This is a genomic window from Priestia sp. USM5 (assembly GCF_058323215.1).
The window spans coordinates 3,895,997-3,917,023 of the sequence record NZ_JBSGKN010000001.1; the positions used below are offsets into that span (position 1 = coordinate 3,895,997).

At 37.9% G+C, this 21,027-nt stretch carries 21 protein-coding genes, 1 tRNA gene and 1 pseudogene; 12 read left to right on the plus strand and 11 right to left on the minus strand.

Translation table 11 applies throughout. From position 1 onward, the window contains the following. Window positions 1-25: 25 nt before the first annotated feature. The gene (locus ACWATA_RS20505; RefSeq protein WP_034269394.1) at window positions 26-1,471 is read right to left on the minus strand and encodes a DEAD/DEAH box helicase; all 1,446 of its coding nucleotides are present in this window, start codon (window positions 1,469-1,471) and stop codon (window positions 26-28) included. 168 nt (window positions 1,472-1,639) lie between these two features. Beyond that, window positions 1,640-1,711: transfer RNA gene (locus ACWATA_RS20510), tRNA-Val, on the minus strand. Between the two features lie 334 nt (window positions 1,712-2,045). Between ACWATA_RS20510 and ACWATA_RS20515 the strand changes: the two genes are divergently transcribed. Then, entirely contained in the window at window positions 2,046-2,801 is a 756-nt protein-coding gene (locus tag ACWATA_RS20515; protein WP_028412326.1) for an arylamine N-acetyltransferase family protein, read from the plus strand. A 27-nt stretch (window positions 2,802-2,828) separates the two neighbouring features. Here ACWATA_RS20515 and ACWATA_RS20520 read toward each other — a convergent pair whose 3' ends face one another. Then, complete coding sequence (locus ACWATA_RS20520; protein ID WP_033578071.1) at window positions 2,829-3,278, minus strand: Lrp/AsnC family transcriptional regulator; 450 nt, start codon at window positions 3,276-3,278, stop codon at window positions 2,829-2,831. Window positions 3,279-3,450: 172 nt separating this feature from the next. Here ACWATA_RS20520 and ACWATA_RS20525 point away from each other — a divergent pair, with 172 nt between their 5' ends. Then, window positions 3,451-4,071: a YitT family protein gene (locus tag ACWATA_RS20525; protein WP_033578070.1), complete on the plus strand. Its 621-nt coding sequence runs from the start codon at window positions 3,451-3,453 to the stop codon at window positions 4,069-4,071. Window positions 4,072-4,109: 38 nt separating this feature from the next. Here the strand turns inward: ACWATA_RS20525 and ACWATA_RS20530 are convergent. The 5 genes and pseudogenes from ACWATA_RS20530 to gnd form a co-directional block, all read right to left on the minus strand. Next, window positions 4,110-4,705 (minus strand): annotated as a pseudogene (locus tag ACWATA_RS20530) (DUF1349 domain-containing protein). Window positions 4,706-4,859: 154 nt separating this feature from the next. After that, window positions 4,860-6,188 (minus strand): GntT/GntP/DsdX family permease, encoded by a 1,329-nt coding sequence (locus ACWATA_RS20535; protein WP_033578069.1) that lies wholly within the window; start codon window positions 6,186-6,188, stop codon window positions 4,860-4,862. 269 nt (window positions 6,189-6,457) lie between these two features. Next, window positions 6,458-7,984, minus strand: coding sequence for an NCS1 family nucleobase:cation symporter-1 (locus tag ACWATA_RS20540; RefSeq protein ID WP_033578068.1), 1,527 nt, complete (start codon window positions 7,982-7,984; stop codon window positions 6,458-6,460). Between the two features lie 278 nt (window positions 7,985-8,262). Beyond that, window positions 8,263-9,804 carry a gluconokinase gene (gene gntK / locus ACWATA_RS20545; RefSeq protein ID WP_028412332.1) on the minus strand — a complete coding sequence of 514 codons (1,542 nt, stop codon included), beginning with the start codon at window positions 9,802-9,804 and terminating at the stop codon, window positions 8,263-8,265. A 25-nt stretch (window positions 9,805-9,829) separates the two neighbouring features. After that, entirely contained in the window at window positions 9,830-10,729 is a 900-nt protein-coding gene (gnd, locus tag ACWATA_RS20550; RefSeq protein WP_034269374.1) for a phosphogluconate dehydrogenase (NAD(+)-dependent, decarboxylating), read from the minus strand. 150 nt (window positions 10,730-10,879) lie between these two features. Between gnd and ACWATA_RS20555 the strand changes: the two genes are divergently transcribed. Both ACWATA_RS20555 and ACWATA_RS20560 read left to right on the plus strand, forming a co-directional pair. Further along, entirely contained in the window at window positions 10,880-11,725 is an 846-nt protein-coding gene (locus tag ACWATA_RS20555; RefSeq protein WP_014461544.1) for a MurR/RpiR family transcriptional regulator, read from the plus strand. Between the two features lie 169 nt (window positions 11,726-11,894). Next, entirely contained in the window at window positions 11,895-12,374 is a 480-nt protein-coding gene (locus tag ACWATA_RS20560) for a GNAT family N-acetyltransferase (RefSeq protein ID WP_028412334.1), read from the plus strand. A 125-nt stretch (window positions 12,375-12,499) separates the two neighbouring features. Here the strand turns inward: ACWATA_RS20560 and ACWATA_RS20565 are convergent, their stop codons facing one another. Further along, the gene (locus ACWATA_RS20565; RefSeq protein ID WP_028412335.1) at window positions 12,500-13,036 is read right to left on the minus strand and encodes a phosphatidylglycerophosphatase A family protein; all 537 of its coding nucleotides are present in this window, start codon (window positions 13,034-13,036) and stop codon (window positions 12,500-12,502) included. 172 nt (window positions 13,037-13,208) lie between these two features. Here ACWATA_RS20565 and ACWATA_RS20570 point away from each other — a divergent pair, with 172 nt between their 5' ends. The 6 genes from ACWATA_RS20570 (at window position 13,209) to ACWATA_RS20595 (ending at window position 16,556) form a co-directional block, all read left to right on the plus strand. Next, a complete protein-coding gene (locus ACWATA_RS20570; protein ID WP_028412336.1) occupies window positions 13,209-13,595 on the plus strand; it encodes a hypothetical protein in 387 nt (128 codons plus the stop codon). A gap of 95 nt (window positions 13,596-13,690) precedes the next feature. Next, complete coding sequence (locus ACWATA_RS20575) at window positions 13,691-13,957, plus strand: hypothetical protein (RefSeq protein WP_182028222.1); 267 nt, start codon at window positions 13,691-13,693, stop codon at window positions 13,955-13,957. A 71-nt stretch (window positions 13,958-14,028) separates the two neighbouring features. After that, a complete protein-coding gene (locus ACWATA_RS20580) occupies window positions 14,029-14,754 on the plus strand; it encodes an alpha/beta hydrolase (RefSeq protein WP_028412337.1) in 726 nt (241 codons plus the stop codon). Between the two features lie 82 nt (window positions 14,755-14,836). Continuing rightward, window positions 14,837-15,349 (plus strand): YjcG family protein, encoded by a 513-nt coding sequence (locus ACWATA_RS20585; protein WP_013055455.1) that lies wholly within the window; start codon window positions 14,837-14,839, stop codon window positions 15,347-15,349. Between the two features lie 5 nt (window positions 15,350-15,354). Then, complete coding sequence (locus ACWATA_RS20590; RefSeq protein ID WP_033578063.1) at window positions 15,355-15,789, plus strand: GNAT family N-acetyltransferase; 435 nt, start codon at window positions 15,355-15,357, stop codon at window positions 15,787-15,789. A gap of 89 nt (window positions 15,790-15,878) precedes the next feature. Continuing rightward, window positions 15,879-16,556 carry a DUF421 domain-containing protein gene (locus ACWATA_RS20595; RefSeq protein WP_028412339.1) on the plus strand — a complete coding sequence of 226 codons (678 nt, stop codon included), beginning with the start codon at window positions 15,879-15,881 and terminating at the stop codon, window positions 16,554-16,556. 75 nt (window positions 16,557-16,631) lie between these two features. Here ACWATA_RS20595 and ACWATA_RS20600 read toward each other — a convergent pair whose 3' ends face one another. Next, window positions 16,632-16,883, minus strand: coding sequence for a hypothetical protein (locus ACWATA_RS20600; RefSeq protein ID WP_033578061.1), 252 nt, complete (start codon window positions 16,881-16,883; stop codon window positions 16,632-16,634). A 377-nt stretch (window positions 16,884-17,260) separates the two neighbouring features. On the opposite strand from ACWATA_RS20600, the gene ACWATA_RS20605 reads away from it, so the two are divergent. Together ACWATA_RS20605 and ACWATA_RS20610 are read left to right on the plus strand one after the other, a co-directional pair. Then, window positions 17,261-19,579 (plus strand): ATP-dependent helicase, encoded by a 2,319-nt coding sequence (locus tag ACWATA_RS20605; protein ID WP_034267618.1) that lies wholly within the window; start codon window positions 17,261-17,263, stop codon window positions 19,577-19,579. A 342-nt stretch (window positions 19,580-19,921) separates the two neighbouring features. Next, window positions 19,922-20,710 carry a M48 family metallopeptidase gene (locus tag ACWATA_RS20610; RefSeq protein WP_230624603.1) on the plus strand — a complete coding sequence of 263 codons (789 nt, stop codon included), beginning with the start codon at window positions 19,922-19,924 and terminating at the stop codon, window positions 20,708-20,710. 47 nt (window positions 20,711-20,757) lie between these two features. Here the strand turns inward: ACWATA_RS20610 and spoVIF are convergent, their stop codons facing one another. Continuing rightward, the gene (gene spoVIF, locus ACWATA_RS20615; protein WP_013055449.1) at window positions 20,758-21,015 is read right to left on the minus strand and encodes a sporulation-specific transcription regulator SpoVIF; all 258 of its coding nucleotides are present in this window, start codon (window positions 21,013-21,015) and stop codon (window positions 20,758-20,760) included. Window positions 21,016-21,027: the final 12 nt, after the last annotated feature.

Genomic DNA, 21,027 nt, shown 5'->3' on the forward strand with positions numbered 1-21,027 from the left:
CTTTAAAAAGATGGACTTTCCTTTATTATTTAATCGCTTTATGAACTTTTAATTTCTTTCCTTTAATTGTTTTGTTTTTCATTGCTTGCAACACTTTGGGACCTTTTCCATTCAGAATCTCTACATACGAGACATTTTCTTGAATGGTAATAATTCCAATATCGTCTGCGGTTACTCCGTCTAATTTTGCGATTGTTCCTACAAAATCGACCGCTCGAATTTTCTTTTTCTTTCCGCCGTTAAAGTACAGCTTCATAATGTCTTTATTTAATGACTCGCTTTTATCTTTTTTAACTTCTGGACGCTCATTAATTTTTTCATTAAAAGCGAATGCTGCCTGCTGTACTTCTTCTTTAGAAGGAGGAGTAGATACTGGAATCGAAAAACCAATATATTCTTCAATTTCCGATAGCATTCTCTCTTCATAAGGCGTTACAAATGTGATAGCCTTCCCTTTTTTACCGGCACGTCCCGTTCTTCCCGTACGGTGAACGTAGCTTTCTTTTTCCAACGGAAGGTCATAGTTAATAACGTGCGTGATATTATCAATATCAATTCCTCTCGCAGCTACATCTGTTGCTACTAAATAGCGGAATTTCCCTTTTTTGAAATCATTCATAACCTCAAAACGGTCTTCTTGCACCATTGCCCCATGAATTTTATCACAAGGATATCCAAGATCATCTAAATCATCTAACAGCGTATTTACCTGCTCTTGCGTGCGGCAAAAAATGATGCAGCTGTCTGGATTTTCTACTGTAGTTACGTCTTTCAGCAGTTCAAATTTACGTTCATTTTGTACTGTTATAACAGAATGGTCAATCGTGCTTGTTGTTAATCCGTTCGCTTTGATTTCAACATCAACCGGCTTCTTCATATATTTGCGAGACAGCTCTTCAATATCTTCAGGAAGCGTAGCCGAGAAAAGCATCGTTACACGCTCACTAGGAAGATGTTGAATAATTGCTTCCACTTGATCAATAAAACCCATATTTAGCATTTCGTCTGCTTCATCAATAACCAAATAACGAATTTTCTCTAATGCAAGCGTTTCTTTTTCTATATGATCAAGCACTCGTCCAGGCGTTCCCACGACAATATGTGTTTTTTGCTTTAATTCTACTTTTTGCTTGGCAAATGGTGATTTTCCATAGACAGCTGCTGCTTTAATTCTCTTAAAACGGCCGATATTGGTAATATCTTCTTTTACCTGTGCAGCCAGCTCTCGTGTAGGCGTTAACACTAAGGCCTGGGGCTTATTTTCTTCCCAATTAACTAATTCACACAGTGGAATGCCAAAGGAAGCCGTTTTTCCACTTCCTGTTTGAGACTTCACGACAACATCTCTTTCTTCTAGCGCGATGGGAAGCACCTTGCTTTGTACTTCCGTAGGATGATTGTATTGCAGGCTAGAAAGTGCCTTAGCTACCTTGTCACTAAGACCGTATTGACTAAAACTTCTTTGATTCATTTTGTACCCTCATTTATTTTAAATTAGTGATTATCTTTATCATGACCTGATGCACTATGTTTCATTATACTTTAATTCTTCTATACGCGCTCAAGATTTAATATAGCATTGGTTTGTTAAGCCAAAGAGAAAAGCCGCTCTCTTATTAATAAGAAAACGGCTTTGGTATGAGCGATGAGGGATTCGAACCCCCGACCCCATCCCTGTCAAGGATGTATTCTCCCACTGAACTAATCGCTCGTGATATGTATTGACTATATTATAGAAAGAGTTATCCAATTTTGTCAACTATTTTTCCACAGTCCCCAAGTTGGAAGAACCGTCTTTACTTTTGATAAACTAAAAACATGCCATAAAGGAGCATGACGGGATGAAAGCACACGCTGAATTTTATTTTGATTTTGTCTGTCCACTATGTTTTCTAGCCACTAATCCTTTAAGAGAAGTCAGTAAAGAACAAAAAGCTGAGATTGAAAGAATTTACTTCCAAAGAAACCATTGAAAAAACGCTGTTACATGAATATTCTGCTAAGCTTAAAGACAAAGAGAAATGATTCACTAAGAGGTGTATTTGATGAATATTAATTATTATTTTAGTCGGTTTTTAGCTAAGAAACCGGATAGTCCAACGTATGAAAACTTAGCTGCTTTACAGAACAAGCATATGCTTCATGTTCCGTTTGAGAACTTAGACGTTTTGTCTCAAACTCCTATTATCATTGATTTAGAACGGATCTTTCAAAAAGTAATTGTAAATTTGCGCGGAGGATTTTGCTACGAATTAAACGGTTTATTTGGCTGGCTGTTAAAAGAAAGCGGTTATGAAGTCTCGTACGTTTCAGCTACCGTCAAAAAACCCGATGGCACGTGGACCATTGAAGGAAGTCACGCTACAAACCTTGTGACGGTTAAAAATCAGTCTTACATCGTAGACGTTGGATTTGGAGATTCTGTTCGCAAGCCAATGCCTTTAAATGGCGAAGTAGTAAGAGATGTAAGCGGCTCTTATCGTATGACAAACGTTGCTGAGCATATGTATGATTTGCAGCGATGGGAAGATGATGTATGGAAAACGCTGTACCGTGTGTCTACGCTTCCTAAGAAACTGACAGACTTTACTCCCATGTGTGAGTTCAATCAAACGTCAGCTGATTCTCCGTTTGTACACAAACGCCTTGTTACGATCGCAACACCTACAGGGCGAATTACCCTCTCTGGTGAAACACTAACTGTAACAGACAGCGGAAAAAAGACGAAAAGAAACGTTTCAGAAGAAGAAGTTCCTGATATTTTGCAAAATCATTTTTATATTATTAAAGGGTTTTATTAATATGTCCTTACACAAAAAACCGGCCTCTTATGGGGTCGGTTTTTGTATAGGAGTAATCATCCTGTTTTCTACAGGCGACTTTAAAATAATTGAGGTATTCACATTTCCATAAGGAATCAGTTCATCCACGAGCATTCTAAGTCCATCCATTCCAGACACGGCTGCTTTGATAAAATAAGAAACCGGTCCCGTTACGCGATGACATTCAAGCACATCTTCATTTTGCTCAATAAAGTCTTCAAATTCTTCTGGTTTTCTTTTTAATTCGCTTACTTGAATAAACAGCTGTGTATCTCTCCCTAAAGCTTTCGGAGACACCGTAGCGCTGAAACGCTGTATCACTCCTTGTTCCTGAAGGCGCTGCAGCCTTTCTGATACGCTCGGACGGCTAAGAGCCAGCTTTTTTGATAAATCACTAATCGTCATACGCCCGTCTCTTTGCAAAATAGACAATAATTGTGCATCGATTTGATCCATACAAACCTTTCCTTTCAAAATGAATATAATAAATAAAATCTTTATTCAAGTTGATAACAGAACAAGTATTATTTCCTTCATTTATACATGTGTTTTCTTTATTTAATATCCTATCATTAAAGTAGATAATTGAAAATGAAAATTCCGAAAAAACAAACAAAGGGGTTTATTTATGAAAAAAGTTTTATGGATTATTCTTGGATGTACGATTGCAAGTATTGGTGTTCTTATCTTGCGGCACTCTCACGTAGTGACGGGGGGAACAGCTGGTCTGTCTCTTAGCTTGTCATATGCCCTTCCTTTGTCGTTTGCGGTGATTTTTTTTCTCATTAATATTCCTTTTTATCTCTTTTCCTTCTTTCAAATGGGATGGAAATTTACCGTCACAACTATAGGATCAGTGTCTTTGCTATCACTTCTCACTTCACTCGATCACTTGCTTCCTGCTTTTACACTTCCCAGCCTGATGGGTGCTGTTACGGGCGGACTAATTGCCGGTCTTGGCTTATCCATTTTATTTATGAACGGAGCTTCTCTTGGGGGTGCTAATATTCTAGCGTTATTCGCGCAGCGAAAATTCGGTTGGGATCCTGGAAAAGTGAATTTTTCATTTGATTTCCTCGTCGTGCTGTCGAGCATGTATTCAATTGGATTTTCAAAAGGAATTTTCTCTGTTATGTCCATTGCGATTACAGGGTTTGTCATCAGCTATTTCAAACAAAAAATTGCTTTACACAATCAATCGACACCCACTGCTGCCACACAGCCTTTAGATAATGTACTCTCTAAATAAAAAACACGATTTAGCTGTGACTAAATCGTGTTTTTCGTTTAAAGCTTTTCTACTTTTATAAAATCAAATTGGGCCTCATATCCTTCTCCTTGAGGACTACAAGCGTAAATCCCAACTTGAACAGGTTCTTTGGATGAGTGCAATAAGTGAGCGAGTCGGAGCTGAGTCCAGGAATCTCCATCACTTGAATAACAAACGGTGTAATCATCATTTTTGCGCTGAATTTTAAAATAAAGCGCTGATTTGTTTTGAGTAAAATTTTGACTAGACCAATCTGAGAAGCCCTGGTTGGTTACGACTGCTCCTAATTGGTTAGGGCCATCGGGATTGTATTCAACTGACGTTTTGATACACGAATCATGAGACCTGCTTGATCGTAGCGATTAACTGGATATGTATGCACCTTTGTCATGATTTCAAAGTCGCCTTCTACTTCACGATAAAGAAAGTGTCCATTGTCCGCTTCAAAGCCATAATGAGTACGCTGCCAAAAATCTGTTTTAGCGTCTGTTTTAATCACTAATCGATTCGTTTCCGTATCAATTTGAAATTGAGCTGGTGGACAATACCAAGAAACGTCTGAATCTAATTTTCCTTCTGAAAAGTTTGTGAAAAATACTAGTTGATTACTCACTCTCTGTCATTCCCTTCTTAGAAGCTATTGTTCTTCTATTTCTATTTTGCCATAATTTAACGAATAAATAAAATATTTTGATTATTTTTCTAGTAAATTCTTTTCTTTCATAAAAAAATAAGACTCTTTTACATAGAGTAAAAGAGTCTTATTTTTAGATTATTGCATTTAGAATAAGTGCTCCTGCAAAAGCAATAAAGGATAGAAGCGTTTCCAGAACAGTCCATGTTTTGAACGTTTCTTTTACTGTTAATCCTAAATACTCCTTCACCATCCAGAATCCAGCATCATTAACGTGAGAGAACATTAGTGAACCCGCGCCCGTAACGATAACCAGAAGTTCTAAATTAACACCAGACATGTGCTCAATGATCGGTGAAACAATACCCGCCGCTGTTGTTAATGCAACTGTTGCTGAACCCGTAGCGATACGGATTAATCCAGCAATTAAAAATGCAAGTACAAGTGGTGATAGAGATAGATGTTCAGACATTTGACCAATCGTTGTACCTACTCCACTATCGATTAATACTTGTTTGAAGCCACCGCCTGCACCAATAATCAAGACAATAGATCCTACAGGAAGCAAACATTCTTCCGTTAGTTTTTTAATCACATCTTTTGTCATACCTTGACGTTTTCCAAGCAGGTAAAACGCTGCAAAACAAGAAATTAAAAGTGCAATTAATGGACTTCCTATTAATTCTACAAACTTCACTACGCCGCTTGGCAATCCGTTAATAATAGGCGCTATTGCTGCTAAAACCATTAATAAAACAGGAAGTAAAATAACAAAGAATGAAACACCTGTACCAGGAAGATCTTTAGATGTTGTCGTGATACGAATTAAATCCGGCTCTCCTTCTGGAATTACTCGTTTGTTAACCCATTTTGCAAAAACTGGTCCAGCGATAACTGCTGCTGGAATTGAAATGATTAACGCGTATAAAAGCACTTTCCCCGTATTTGCTCCGTAAATACTAATAGCTGCCATCGCTCCCGGATGAGGAGGAACGAGACCGTGAACAATTGATAATCCTGCAATAACTGGCAGAGCAATCAATAATATATTTTGTTTTGTTGTTTTATGAATCGAAATAACTAAAGGCAGTAAGATTAAAATTCCTACTTCGAAGAAAACAGGAATACCAATAATGAAACCTGCTACTAGCATTGCCCACGGCAATCTTTTCACACCGAATATTCTTACAAAATAATCCGCTACCTGCATGCCAGCGCCTGAATCAGCCATCAGCTTACCTAAAATTGTTCCCAGTGCTAAAATTCCTACTAAGTGTCCTAAAACACCGCCCACTCCCGTTTCGTAAGCGGCAACAATTTTATCCATTGATAACCCAGAAGCAATTGCTAAAAACAAACTCGCAACCGTTAAACTGATAAACGCATGCCATTTAAAAACTGAAACACCTACAATAACAATAACAATTGCGACAACCGTAATAGCTAATAAGTATGCATCCATCTTGCTTTCCACCTTCCCCTTAAGTAAACGCTTTCTTTATGTAGCAAAAAAGCTCTAAACCTGTTAATTTTTTTAAAAATACGTTTTAATTATCGAAATCGTTTACATTAATTAAATCAGAAAACGATTTCATCTTTTTATTACTTAAATTATATGAAAAAAAAATTCTTAAATCAATAAAAAAACTCAAAAAAATTTTATCAATTTTCTTCCATAGAGTTTCAACTCATAAAAAAATCCAATCATGTTAATGATTGGATTTATCTTATTTATTTAGTGATGGTGGGATCAGCGGTTTGACTGTCGATAATTGGTTTTTCGCTTGTTTTTAACGTTATTTCTTCATATTCTCCCGGCGCTAATACACTTTTATCTCCTCTCATGAGATACGTATAGGCGATGATAGAAATGAATAGACCAAATGTCCAGGCATTATCCCATAAAAAGCGCAGTCCAGGAATCAGTAAGCCTAAAACAGGTATGGCCACGCCAATTACTAATGCATAAATACCGTTTTTATTAAAACCAGTTGAATAACTATAGCGACCGTTTACCTCGTATAAATCCTTTAATGCCATCTGTCTCCTTCTTACAAGCCAGTAGTCAGCAATGGCGATGCCGTCTATAGGACCAAGCAGCGCTCCGTATGTTCCAAGCCATCCAAAGATATAATTCCCGAAATTAGACATGATGTACCATGGCTGAAGCAAAATAGCAAAGATACCGGTTACTAGCGCTCCCATCGCAAACGTGATTTTCTTTGGATTCAGATTCTCAATTGCACGGGCCGGCGCCACAATATTTGCTCCCACATTAATCGTTAAAGAAGAAAGCACGATAACGATTGTTCCTAAGAAAATGATAAACGGAGGGAATTTAGCTACTAACGCCACTGGATCCCAAATAGCTTCTCCGAATATAACGATGGTTGCCGAGGTAACAGCAATTCCAATAAATGAAAAAACACTCATCGTCAACGGCAAGGAGAAGGTTTGCGCAACCATTTGGGATTTCTGGCTTCTAGCATATCGACAAAAATCCGGAATGTTCAAAGCGAGCGTCGCCCAAAATGCAATGACTCCGGTTAAAGCAGGGAAAAATACAGCTAGAAATTCTCCGGTGGATGTAAATTTAGAAGGCGTAGATAAAATGGGTCCCCACCCTCCTGAGTTTGTATAAGCCCATATAAAAAGAATAATAGCTGAAATACCAATAACCGGAGCAGCAATCGCTCCTAACACTTTAATTGCTTGCGGTCCTTTATACGCCACTCCTACATTTAAAAGCCAAAAGAGAGCAAATACAATGGCTGTATGACCAGCTAAACCATTCCAAGATGAAAATGAAGCGCTTAGCAGTGTATCAATTGCTTCCGTTCCAATCCATGTATTAATTCCAAACCATCCAGCAGCCACAATAGCCCTAGCCAGTGCTGGGATATGTGCTCCTTTATCTCCAAACCACAGGCGGGCAAATACCGGATAAGGAATGCCAAACTTGGTTCCAGCGTGAGAATTAAGCAAAATAGGAATAAGAACAATTACATTTCCTAAAAAGATTGTACCAATTGCCTGCCACCAGTTCATTCCAAGCGTCATCATTCCGCTCGCCATTGTGTAAGCTGGAATACACAGACACATCCCAATCCAAAGCGTGGCAAAGTTAACTCCTTTCCAAGAATGTTCTTTCATCGTAGTAGGACGTAAATCTTCATTCCAAAGATCGCTTCCGCTCAGCTGATTGTGCGTCTCATCTGTGAGCGTCACAATTCCATCTTGCTCGATTTGTGTTTTCATCCATAAAACCCCTTTTCATAAAATAAGTTCATTTCAAAAAACAAATTTTATTTGAATTTTCTGAAATATAAAGGCGTTTGTGACGATTCCTTCTAGTATGTGATAAATACTAACGTTATTCCTTATTATATTTAATGCGAAACAGGGATACACTGGACAAATTGTAACATTATTTGAGGGAACTTTTATATATTGTGTAGTGTTAACTCTTTTGGTTGTTAGATAACCTAACACACAAAAAATCATCGCCTGAAAGCTTCAAGCGATGATTTTTGAACTTAATGTACGTATTTTTTTTGAAAAGCCGTAATGCTTTCGTATTCTTCTTTAAATAAACGAGCCAAACGAATATAGATAGTCGTTAACTCTTTATATACTTCACTGTTTTCTTTGATTGGATAATGATGATTAGTCGCTCCAACCATATCGGAAACAACGTTTAATGAGTCGACTTCGCCAAGGCTATATAAGCCAAGAATAACTGCTCCTAGACATGAACTTTCAAAGCTTTCCGGCACGGATACTTCTTGGTTAAAAATATCTGCCATCATTTGGCGCCAAAGTGCGGAACGTGCAAATCCGCCTGTTGCCTGAATTTTAGTAGGTTCTCCAATTAACTCTTCAAGTGCCAATAATACCGTATACAAGTTAAAAATAACGCCTTCTAATACGGCGCGAATCATATGTTCTTTTTTATGATGCAAACCTAGGCCAAAGAACGAACCTTTAGCATTTGCATCCCAAAGCGGCGCACGCTCTCCTGACAGGTATGGATGAAACAATAAGCCGTCTGCTCCAGGTTTCACTAAAGCCGCAATATCCGTTAATACTTCATATGGATCTTTTCCAAGACGTTTAGCTGTTTCGACTTCCGACGCTCCAAATTGATCACGAGCCCATCTGAAAATCATGCCTCCGTTATTTACAGGGCCGCCAATTACCCAGTGGTCTTCTGTCAACGCATAACAGAAAATACGACCTTTAGGATCGACTACTGGCTTGTCAGTGACTGCTCGAATAGCTCCGCTTGTCCCAATTGTTACTGCAACAACGCCTGGTTCAATCGCATTTACACCTAAGTTTGATAATACGCCATCGCTTGCACCTACAATAAAGGGCGTATCCGGCAGTAAGTGCATCTCAACTGCAAGCTCTGTGTTTAGCCCTTTCACTTGATGCATAGTTGAAACAGGAGTGGATAGCTGATCTGTCGTCACACCTGCTACTTTTAATGCTTCTTCATCCCACGCAAGATTTTTCAGATTAAATAAACCTGTTGCTGATGCAATCGAATAGTCGATCACATATTCGTTAAACAACTTAAAGAATACATATTCTTTAATTGAAATAAACTTATGTGTTCCCTTCACTAATTCAGGCTGTTCATTAGAAAGCCATGTTAGCTTGGAAAGTGGCGACATCGGGTGAATAGGCGTGCCTGTACGTAAATAAATCTCATGGCCGTTGTATTCATTTTTAATTTTTTCCGTCCATTCTGCACTTCTATTATCGGCCCACGTAATACATTTTGTCAGCGGCTTTCCCTGCTGATCAACGGCAATAACACTGTGCATAGCTGAGCTGAATGAAACGCATAAAATATCCTCAGGTTTTACATCGCTTGTTTTTACAACCGTTTGAATGGTACGTACAACTGCTTGAAAAATTTCTTCAGGATCTTGCTCAGCCATCGCGGGCGTAGGCGAGTATAGTGGATACTCAATCCCATGGTTAGCAATGACTGTACCGTCTACTGAAAATAATACAGACTTTGTACTCGTTGTTCCGATATCTACACCTATTGCATATTTTTTGCTCATGCTGCTGTCCCCCTACTTTACTACTTTACTTATTTACAACACCGTGACCGCCGAATTCATTTCGAAGTGCTGCTACAACTTTTCCTGTAAATGTATCTTCCTCTAATGAACGATAGCGCATCATTAGCGATAAAGCAATAACAGGAGTTGCCGTTTGAAGATCAAGGGCAGTCTCTACGGTCCATTTCCCTTCACCAGAAGACTGCATGACTCCTTTAATACTATCTAGTTTAGGATCTTTTGAAAACGCATTTTCCGTTAGTTCCATTAACCAAGAGCGAACGACAGATCCGTTATTCCAAACGCGCGCTACGGCTTCATAGTCGAAATCAAACTGACTTTTTTCCAGAACTTCAAATCCTTCAGCAATGGATTGCATCATTCCATATTCTACACCATTATGAACCATTTTTAAAAAGTGACCGCTTCCGCTTTTGCCTGCGTACATAAATCCATTTTCTACGCAAATATCACTAAAAATTGGTTCAATTGTACGGAATGCTTCTGCATCTCCGCCAATCATTGTACATGCTCCGTTTCTTGCACCTTCCATTCCGCCGCTTGTCCCTACATCAAAGAAGTAAATACCTTTTTCCTGAAGATCCTGAGCACGTCGAACAGATTCTTTATAATTAGAGTTTCCTCCATCTATTACAATATCTCCTTCTGACAGAAGTTCTTTTAGTTCTGTAATCACATTTTCCGTTACTTCTCCAGCCGGAACCATAACCCATACAACTTTAGGTGAAGCAGGCAGTTCGTTGACTAGCTCTTCAATAGTAAAGGCACCAGCTGCTCCTTCATTTGAAAGTTTTTCTACCGCTTCTTTATTCACATCATAAGCTACAACTTCATGATGATTGTCCATTAAATTTAATGATAAATTATATCCCATTTTTCCTAACCCGATTAATCCAATTTTCATTTTACAAACTCCCTTTGAAAAAAAATTTCACATTACCTCCATTATACGAATTATTTTTCATTTTGCAATCGTTTACAAGAAAATTTTTTTCACACATATTTTTGTGCTATACTCTTTTTACTACTAAATTCGTGGAAAGGAACATCAGTTATGACGCAAAATTGTTTAGGAAAAATTCGTTCTCACTATGCTAGATTCAGTGAAAAAGAGAAAAAAATTGCAAATTATATTTTAGAACAGCCGGAACAAATTATTCACAGTACCATTAACGAAGTAGCAGACGATTTAAATGTAGCTGATGCAACAGTCTTTCGCTTTTGTAAACGAATTGGCTTCAAGGGCTATCAGGCGATGAAAATAGCGCTGGCTGCTGAAATTATGACGCCTATTCAGCAGATTCACGAGGAAATTGCTGAAACGGATAATGAAAAAACGATCGCTGAAAAAATCTTTCGCTCCAACGTGCGAACGCTTGAGAATACATTACAAATACTAGAGGGCAATGCTATTGAAAAAGCCGTCAAACTTTTAATGAAGGCCGATAAAGTTCAATTTTATGGCACGGGAGGCTCTTCAGTCGTGGCTATGGATGCTTTTCATAAATTTGTGCGAACAGGAATTAAAACGTTTGCATTTATCGATTCCCATTTCCAGCTTATGTCCGCTTCTCAATTGACGAAACAAGATGTAGCGGTAGTGATTTCTCATTCTGGAACAAATAAAGACACGATGAACATTTTAAATACAGCAAAAGCGAACGGCGCCAAAACGATCGGGATCACGGGTTTTCCTAAATCTCCATTAAGTCAAAACGTTGACGTTTCTCTTTATACAAGTTCAGAAGAAACCGAATATCGATCTGAAGCTCTCGCCTCGAGAATTGGACAGCTAAGCCTCATTGATGCTTTGTATGTTAATGTAATGATTGCGAATAAAGACACCTCTAAACACTCGCTTGAAAAAGTACGCGATGCTATTGCTGAAACTAGAATTTAATGTTTCGCCCTTATATATTCTTCAACTACAACATCAAACAGAGCATAAAATATATGCTCTGTTTAGTGCGGTTCTTCACTTAAAATTTTCAGGTTTTCATTCTCATTTAACATTTTCTAAGTTGCTACATATGATAAAGCACAACTTTTAAAAAGTAGGTGAAGTGTGTATGGATATTATCTATCGCACTGCAAAACTAGATGATTATACAGAAGTAAATAAAATATTAGGGGAATCACTAGAACTCCATGCAAATGCGCTTCCTTCTATGTTTGATAACCAAATGGCTGTTTTATCTCCAGAACAATATCAAGCTACCCTTTATTATGCAACCATTGATATTCTTGTAGCTCAATATCGAAATCAAATTATTGGAGCGTCTGTTGTTGAATTAAAATATAACCCTCCCACCACGTTAGCTCCGCTTTCCTACACAGCATACATCCAATATTTTGGTGTAAAAAAAGGCTTTCAAAATTATGGGGTAGGAAAAGGTCTTTTTTCTGCTACGAAACAGTGGGCTGTACAAAAAGGAGCAAATGACCTCCAGCTTACCGTATGGGCATTTAACGAAAAAGCACGTGCTTTTTATGAAAGTCTTGGACTGGAAAACTTAAGCTATCTTATGACTACTTCACTACAGCCATAAATCGTTCCATTAACGGAGGCTAGGCACGTATCTCCTACGTGCCTAGCCTCCGTTATTCAAATAAAAGACTAAATCATTTTAACGCGTTAATTTACGCAGCTTATATACATACTAAAAGAAGTTTATTACGTAGCCGGATTGCCTTCTTGCAGCTGTTCTTGTTCATCACGCTGACGGTGAGCCAAACGACTTGCCGCACTAGAAGCTACGCTCGCTACCAAATCATCTAAAAAGGTATTAACTCCTTTTTCTTTTTTACAGTCCAGCTTTTCAATAATACCTACTTTTACTTTATCTAAATAGCCAAAGGTCGTAACAGCGATACTGCCATAGGTTAAAACGGCACCTAAAGCAATCGTTTCGTCAACGCCAAACAACCCTTCGTCTTGTTCTACAATACTTTGAAGAGGTTCTGATAATTTATTTTGCTCAGCTAACTTATCAAGTTCGATTCCAACTAGAAGGGCATGCTGAATTTCTCGCTTTTGCAGTACTCTCTCTACGCTTTCAGCGCATTCCTGAATGGTTAGAGCTGGATGATAAGGAAGTTGTAAATCATACACAATTTCAGCAATATCCAAAACTGTTACGCCACGCTCTTCCAGCAAATTAAATGTTGCCTTTGCTACTTCTTTGCTCGTTGGGATTTTTTTCGCTGTCATGTCTCTCTCTCCTTTTCAAGTTGTTGTCTCTCTTTATACTAAATTCGATGAGAGCCGCTAAAAACCTTTTTTGTTCATCCGCCTGAGTTCATAAACTCGTCACATATCTCTTTAGGCGCTCATTACATTTACTTGCTATAATAAAATTATCGAATCAGGAGGTTTGTCTACTGTGGAAGAAAAACAAAGTAAATTTAGCAGAGGCTTATTATTATTTTTCATTGGCGCAACAGCCCTTTTCTTTATCATCTTAATCGTTCTGTTTCTCATGTCTACTTTTGGAAAAAGCGAAAAAGAAGCTGTGGCTCTGCTCGCAGGAAATCACTATGCTATCGTTAAAGAAGAGAATTCATATACTCTTTATGATCAAAAAGAAAACAAGCCTATTTTGAAAGATGTAAACGGCTATTTCGGTGCTCGCAATATCCGAAGTTATGTAAAGAATGACACAGAATTGGTTTCGATTGATGAAAAAGAAGAGGAATATACGAAAAAACCGCTAGAAAAAGCCACTCAAGCCGAAAAAGATATGTTTAAAAAGATGAAAAAATTAGATTAACAAAAAAACGAATCATCAATCAAACTGTTTGATTGATGATTCGTTTTTTTCGTTAAAGTGGACGCAGATTTTATCTGTTTCATTCCTTCTATCAGTTGGTTGGAGGGCAAGGCGAAGATTCCTGCGGAAACAGCAGAACAGGTGAGACCCCGCAGGAGCACAAGCGACGAGGAGGCTCACCGGCCGCCCGCGGAAAGCGGAGTCTTGCACGGAAATCAACTGCGGCCGAGCAAGCTGCCCAGATTATATATCCAGATTGTTCATGTTTGGATGAAATTCATTTCGTTACGTCCCAACCTCTTTTTTTAGCAACGCATGCCTCTTTCTCGTCATTCGCTAAAAAATTCGTTACAATAAAATAAAGAACGATTTTTAGAAAATGTGTTACAATAAAGGTAACGCTTTCATTCAAATGCATAGGAGTCGATTATTCATGTCAGAAAGTAAGCGGAAGTTAGAAGAAATTTCTTTTTATAGTGACGCACTGCAAGAAGATGTCACGTTACTAGTCTATTTGCCGTCAAACTATTCTACGCTCTATAAGTATTCTCTACTTATCGCCCAAGACGGAAAAGATTATGTTATGTACGGACGTACACCTCGTTTAATCGATGATTTAATGAACGAGTCAGAAATCGATCGTACTATTTTTGTTGGAATTCCATATAAAAGCGTGGAAGACAGACGCGATAAGTATCATCCAGAAGGAAAGCAGGTAGATGCTTACATTCGCTTTTTAGCACATGAACTTGTGCCATTTTTGGATAAAACATATCCTACATATCAAATGGGAAAATCGCGTGTTCTAATTGGTGATTCGCTTGCTGCTACAGTTTCACTGCTGACGGCCATTGCGTATCCTCACACGTTCGGGAAAGTAATTATGCATTCTCCTTTCGTGAACGATGCTGTATTACAAACGGTCAACTCATTTGCTTCTCCTTCACTTCTGGATTTGTATCATGTTATTGGAACGGAAGAAACGGACGTCAAAACAACACAAGACGGTATATTGAACTTTATTGAGCCTAACCGCCTGTTGCACGAACAAATGAAGCAGCGTGGATATTCTGTTTTCTACGAAGAATTTAATGGAAATCATACGTGGAAATACTGGCAAAAAGACGTAAAGCGGTCGCTTCAATATATGTTGAAGTAGAAAGATATCATATTTTTTGAAAATTTGTTATAATAAGCTCGCTTTATACATATTTTATGATCTTACTTTGGAGGGATTTTTTATGAAATTTGGCGTTGTACTTTTTCCATCTAAAAAATTGCAAGATGTAGCGAATTCTTATCGAAAGCGCTATGATTCTCACTATTCATTAATTCCGCCTCATCTTACATTAAAAGAAGTCTTTGAAGCTACAGAAGACCAAATTGATGAAATTGCGGCTAATTTGCGTAAAATTGCCGAAGAAACAAATCCATTTACATTAAATGTAACGAAAGTAAGCTCATTTTCACCAGCCAATAACGTTATTTACTTAAAAGTGGAACAAAAGCCAGAACTGACGTCACTTTACAATAAACTTCATGAAGGCAATCTCGAACAGCCAACTGAGTATTCATTTATTCCACATATTACAATTGGTCAACGACTTTCAGATGATGAGCACTTAGATGTGTATAGCCAGTTGAAGCTTGTAGATGTCGCTCATGAAGAAACAGTTGATCGCTTTCATTTAATGTACCAGCTTGAAAATGAAACATGGACTGTGTTTGAAACATTTCGTCTTGGAAAGGGATAAGATACGTGAACATCAAAGTACTAACGAACAAACAAGATCCTTCTGATGCTTACTTCGTACGTCAAAAAGTATTTGTAGAAGAACAGCAGGTTGATGTAGAGCAAGAAATCGATGAATACGATTCCGAAGCCCTGCATTTAGTTGTATACAAAGGAACTGCACCAATTGGGGCAGGACGCTTCCGTATGGTAGAGGACTATGGAAAAGCCGAACGAATCTGCGTTCTTTCTTCTTATCGAAAAGACGGTGTAGGAAAGCTTTTGATGGATAAGTTAGAAGAGATCGCAGCAGAGCATGAGATTGAAAAGATTAAGCTGCATGCTCAAACGCATGCGGAAGGATTTTATAAAAAGCTAGGCTACGTAACGGTTTCAGGTGAATTTATGGATGCTGGAATTCCACATGTAGAGATGGTAAAGAAACTAAGTAAAAAACACTAGGAATTGAACCTGGTGTTTTTGCTTTTTTAAAGGATAAGAACCTTTGCTTTGCTTATACTAATACCTAATCATGTGAATTAGGTGAAAATATGGATGAACTTATCGGAATTGCACTAGAACTCTTTATCGGATTTATCTGCTTGTTTATCTTAACTAAATTTTTAGGCAGAGCGACGATCACTCAGCTTACCACTTTTGATTTTATCTCTGCTCTTGTATTAGGAGAGTTAGTAGGAAATGCGTTATATGACTCAGAAGTAGGCATAGGCAAAATTTTATTTGCTGTTATCTTTTGGGGAGCGCTTATTTATGTCACCGAAGTTATTACTCAAAAAAATATTCGCCTGCGCTTGTTTTTAGAAGGACGGCCATCTATTATTATTCGAAAAGGGAAAATTTCGTACAAAGAACTTAGCAAAAATCGATTAGATATCGATCAGCTTCTTCATATGCTACGTTCAAAAGACATATTTTCCATTCGTGAAGTTGAATATGCAATTTTAGAAACAGATGGCTCGCTAAGCGTACTGCCAAAATCTGATTATGCTAAACCAACAAGAAGCGATCTGCAGCTGCCTCCTTCTGAACCTGTTTTATCTATCGCCTTCGTCAGTGATGGACGTTTGCTTTTGAAAAACTTAATTCAGTCAGGCTTTGATGAAGACTGGCTAAAGAAACAGTTAAAAAAACAGGGATTTACCGATTATAAACAGGTGCTTTATGCTGAATGGCAGCAGGGCCGTACACTTTTTATTGAATCTTACTAAGGTGTTTTTTACTTGTTCATTACTTTGTTAAAAATCGTGAGCGCATTCATTCTGCTGCGTTCACGATTTTTTCTATTATACCCGTGTATTAATCACTAGGCCCTTATTTGTTAGCTTGCTGTATACACGCTCTGCTGCTTGAAGCTTTTTTCGCTTTTGTACGGAACTTGGCGTCAATTCCAATGAGTGAGAACGCGATTCAAACTCTTCGTCAAAGCTTTTTTTCTGGACAGGCCAAATACGATTTGAAAAAGAAGCATTATTTTTTTGAAGGCGATTTGCATATTGAATAGATTGATAAGGTGTGACGGGCAGTATATATCCCATATGAACCCTCCTCTTTTTCAAGATACCTTCTACTCCCGGACCTCAGTATTTTTCGCAAGAAGTATCGACATTGAAACAGCTCACTTACGCCCTCTTCTAGACTTGTTCAAAACAGATAGCACTTTGTATCTATACCGCCTTTTTTTGAACATATGTGATCTCTTACTCAATATATACCCTTTTTTACATCGTATCCCTCCAAAAATATCCGTACTCTTTTTAAAAAAAGATGATTTTGATATGATAGACTTTGATTATAGAATAAAAACTGTGCGTATATACACATCTATATCGATGTAGAACAAGAGCGGCTTCTTGCTTTAACTCCCTCTTATTTACTATTGATTGTTCATGTTTTACAAAGGAGGCCATGTTTTTTGCAACGTGCACTTTATCAAAAACAGATACTTAATCTTGCTATAACGGCTAGAGACCGATTTCAATATTTATATGAAGCTAGTCTCCGAGGAGAAATAACATGTGCTCACTGCGGAGAACCAGTTAAATTATACCTGGGGATTGAACATTCTCCTTACTTTTATCATGCTCAAGTTCCTCATGAAAGAGAAGAGTGTTCAGACACACTATCAGAAACAACAGCTGTACAACAAATAAAAGAAACTCCGGCTGAATACAGAGAAACCAATGGATTTCGTATTCCTAAAGGACGAGCTATTGGTGAGAAAAATTCAACTGTAAAAGAGAAAGCGACATGGAGGTCTTCCGCGCCTTTTTCAAGTGTTCCTGCTTTTCGCTCAAAACCACCTGTTCCTAAACACTCTGACTCTCCTTATTTAAATGAATTTAAAGAGAGCGGTATTGAATTAGATTCGAACCAATGGAAAGCTGTTACACATTCAGAAGGACCTCTTCTTATTCTAGCCGGTGCAGGAAGCGGAAAAACGCGTGTGTTAACAGCTCGCACCGCATATATGATACAAGAAAAACAAATTGATCCAAAATCCATTATGCTGGTGACTTTCACGGCTAAATCAGCTAAAGAAATGAAAGAACGATTGGCTACATATCCAAAGATGTCCGGCTTACATCTTCGTCAAATGCTAGTTGGAACTTTTCACAGCATTTTCTTACGTATGATTGTTCATCACAATCCTCAAGCGTGGCAAATGGATCGCCTGCTGAAATGGGATTGGCAAAAAGAACAGATCGTGAAAGAAGCAGCAAGAGAGCTCCACGTGGATGAAAAAGATTTCCCGTTTGATCAGGCACTTCAGCAAATCGGCTATTGGAAAAACACGCTTGTTGGCGTGAAAGATGTTCGCCCAAAAGACAAATGGGAACAAGATGTGCACTTTTTATATCGTCGCTATGAAGAAGTCAAAAAGCAAAAACAGCTATTCGATTTTGATGACATGCTGTATGGATGTTATGAAATGCTAAAACAAAATCCCGATTTGCTAACTCGTTATCAAAAAAGATTTCGCTATTTTTTAATTGACGAATTTCAAGATATCAATAAAGTTCAATATAAAATTATGAAAATGCTAAGTGAAGACTCTAAAAACTTGTGTGTCGTAGGAGATGATGATCAATCAATTTACGCTTTCCGCGGAAGCGACCCTTCGTTCATCTTAAACTTTGAAAAAGATTTTGCTCATACAACTGTTATTACGTTAAACCAAAATTATCGTTCAGCTCACGCCATCGTTTCTTCCGCTAATAAAGTGATTGCACGAAATACAGCGCGCCGACAAAAAGAAATGGCTGCCCAGTTTGATAATGAGTTAAGACCTACCTTCTTCTTTCCATACGACGAAGAAGAAGAAGCAACAATGATTGTAACGGATATGAAAGAAAAGATTAAGCAAGGAGCTTCTCCAACTGACTTCGCGGTCTTGTACCGAACTCACGCTTCTTCACGCGCCATCTTTGAACGTTTATCGCAGTCAAACCTGCCATTTTCAATCGAACAAGATGCGGATTCGTTTTATAAAAGAAGAATGGTTCGAAGTTTACTTTCATTTCTACGCTTGAGCGTGAATCCAAATGACGCAAGTTCGCTACAAGATTTAGTGAACGCACTCTTTTTAAAGAAAACAGCAGTCAATGACTTAAAAGCAGCAAGTATTCTTCATGACGGTACATTTATTGATGCGCTTGAATATCTTCAAGATTTAAAACCGTTTCAGCAAAAAAAGCTCAAGAAAGTAATTCCTTTATTCAAGTCGCTAAAATCAATGTCTCCTTCTTTGGCACTTGAGACGATTTCTAAGGATATGGGATTCGATGATTTTGTCAAAAAACGCGGAAATGAAGGAAATATGATGGAAAAAGGTTCGGATGACGTGCGGGATTTAAAAGTTGTAGCACGTAAATTCAAAACCGTACCTGAACTGTTAGAGCATGTGGATCATATGATTGCCATGAACACAGAGATGAAAGCTTTAAGCAAGCAATTTAATGAAAGTATTCAGCTAACCACCATTCACCGAGCAAAGGGTCTTGAATATAAGCATGTATACGTACTGAGCAGCGTAGACGGAGGATTGCCTCATGATTATGCACTCGAAGCTTATCGAGGCGGAGATGATGTGCCGCTTCAAGAAGAACGCCGCCTTTTATATGTAGCCATGACGCGTGCACAGAATTCACTTTACTTATCTGTTCCGCAAACTAGAAGAGGTAAAACCGCTTATCCTTCAAGATTTCTGAAGTCTTTTATAAAAAAAGTATAAAGCAAAAAAGGCTGGGAAAAAAGTATTTTAGTCAAATTGAAGTACGAACGGTTAATCAAAATTATTGATTAACCGTTCGTACTTTTTACTGTCATGTACATGTAGAGTTAATATATTTAGTTGCTTCTAGCTGTTGATTGGAGGGCTCTTTGGGGAAAAGCAGAAGGGATGAGACCCCGTAGGAGCTCATGTATCCAATTTTCTCCTCTTTAGATTGGATTGATTTCGTTACGTTTCAACCTCTATTATTAACCAAATATTCCACTAAGAGGTAGATATTCATAAGTAGATGCGTTACACTACGTTATGTACTGCATTACTATATTTTAGGAGGTTCCATTATTGAACGCAAAGCTTATTCATGAAAATGAAAAGATTTTTTTCATTTTGTGTATGGTTATCAGCTTATTAACCTATTTGTTTTTAATTATTTCACTCGTCGGCATTCTCTACATTGCAATCGGTTTTTTCATTACATTTATGCTACACGGTTTCTCTATTGCTCAAATTCGCAATAATGGAGTTAGATTGACAGAGAAGCAGTTCCCGCACACTTATCATCAGGCAAAACATTTATCTTCAGAGCTGGATTTAGAGCTGCCCGATATTTATATTGTTCAATCAGGCGGCTTATTAAACGCGTTTGCTACACGTTTTTTTGGACGTCACTTTGTCGTTTTATACTCCGACATTGTTGAAATGATTGAAGATAATCAAGAAAAAGAACTTTCTTTTATCATTGCCCACGAATTAGTTCATATCAAACGTAAGCACACACTCTACCACTCACTTATTCTACCTGCTCTTTGGGTTCCTTTTTTAGGAAAAGCTTACTCTAGGGCCTGTGAATATACATGTGATCGCATAGCTTCCGTTGCGATTGGTGATGCAAAAGCTGCCACTCAAGCACTCACTATACTTGCGGTTGGTCATTGTCTAAATAAAAAAGTAAATCAGGAAGAATTTGTTCATACGCACTCACAGGAAAAAGGTTTTTTTATGTGGTTGAATCAAGCTACTTCAACTCACCCTCCTATCGCTCATCGTATTAAAGAAATTAATTACTTAGAACAGCATCCCGAACTGTTTGATCTTGATTCTAACGCATTTCAAACAAATGAAATTGCCTAAATGGAAAAAAGCCCTGACACCTCAGGGCTTTATATAAAAATATTAAATTATTTTTTCTCATTTAGCATTTTAGCGATGGTCGCAAAATCAATGGATTGATTATTGTTTGCAATCGCCTTAACAATTTGTTCTTCTTTTTGTTTTGAAATTGGCTTATTCGCAATTTGTGCTACTCGCTTCACAATATTACGCACCGTTTGCTCATCTTTAAAATTAGCATTTTGTACAGAATTCGCAAGTTCAAAAATATCCTTCATATTAACGCCTGTTTTCTTTTCTATATTTTTAAACATATTATTATCCACTTTGCATGACCT

Bases quoted from the DNA above. Each gene is read 5' to 3' on its own strand.
- ACWATA_RS20580 (WP_028412337.1), top strand. From the start codon at position 14,029: ATGTCAGAAAGTAAGCGGAAGTTAGAAGAAATTTCTTTTTATAGTGAC.
- ACWATA_RS20585 (WP_013055455.1), top strand. From the start codon at position 14,837: ATGAAATTTGGCGTTGTACTTTTTCCATCTAAAAAATTGCAAGATGTA.
- ACWATA_RS20525 (WP_033578070.1), top strand. From the start codon at position 3,451: ATGAAAAAAGTTTTATGGATTATTCTTGGATGTACGATTGCAAGTATT.
- ACWATA_RS20555 (WP_014461544.1), top strand. From the start codon at position 10,880: ATGACGCAAAATTGTTTAGGAAAAATTCGTTCTCACTATGCTAGATTC.
- ACWATA_RS20560 (WP_028412334.1), top strand. From the start codon at position 11,895: ATGGATATTATCTATCGCACTGCAAAACTAGATGATTATACAGAAGTA.
- ACWATA_RS20540 (WP_033578068.1), bottom strand. From the start codon at position 7,984: ATGAAAACACAAATCGAGCAAGATGGAATTGTGACGCTCACAGATGAG.
- gnd (WP_034269374.1), bottom strand. From the start codon at position 10,729: ATGAAAATTGGATTAATCGGGTTAGGAAAAATGGGATATAATTTATCA.
- ACWATA_RS20600 (WP_033578061.1), bottom strand. From the start codon at position 16,883: ATGGGATATATACTGCCCGTCACACCTTATCAATCTATTCAATATGCA.
- ACWATA_RS20565 (WP_028412335.1), bottom strand. From the start codon at position 13,036: ATGACAGCGAAAAAAATCCCAACGAGCAAAGAAGTAGCAAAGGCAACA.
- ACWATA_RS20505 (WP_034269394.1), bottom strand. From the start codon at position 1,471: ATGAATCAAAGAAGTTTTAGTCAATACGGTCTTAGTGACAAGGTAGCT.
- ACWATA_RS20520 (WP_033578071.1), bottom strand. From the start codon at position 3,278: ATGGATCAAATCGATGCACAATTATTGTCTATTTTGCAAAGAGACGGG.
- gntK (WP_028412332.1), bottom strand. From the start codon at position 9,804: ATGAGCAAAAAATATGCAATAGGTGTAGATATCGGAACAACGAGTACA.
- ACWATA_RS20535 (WP_033578069.1), bottom strand. From the start codon at position 6,188: ATGGATGCATACTTATTAGCTATTACGGTTGTCGCAATTGTTATTGTT.
- ACWATA_RS20595 (WP_028412339.1), top strand. From the start codon at position 15,879: ATGGATGAACTTATCGGAATTGCACTAGAACTCTTTATCGGATTTATC.
- ACWATA_RS20515 (WP_028412326.1), top strand. From the start codon at position 2,046: ATGAATATTAATTATTATTTTAGTCGGTTTTTAGCTAAGAAACCGGAT.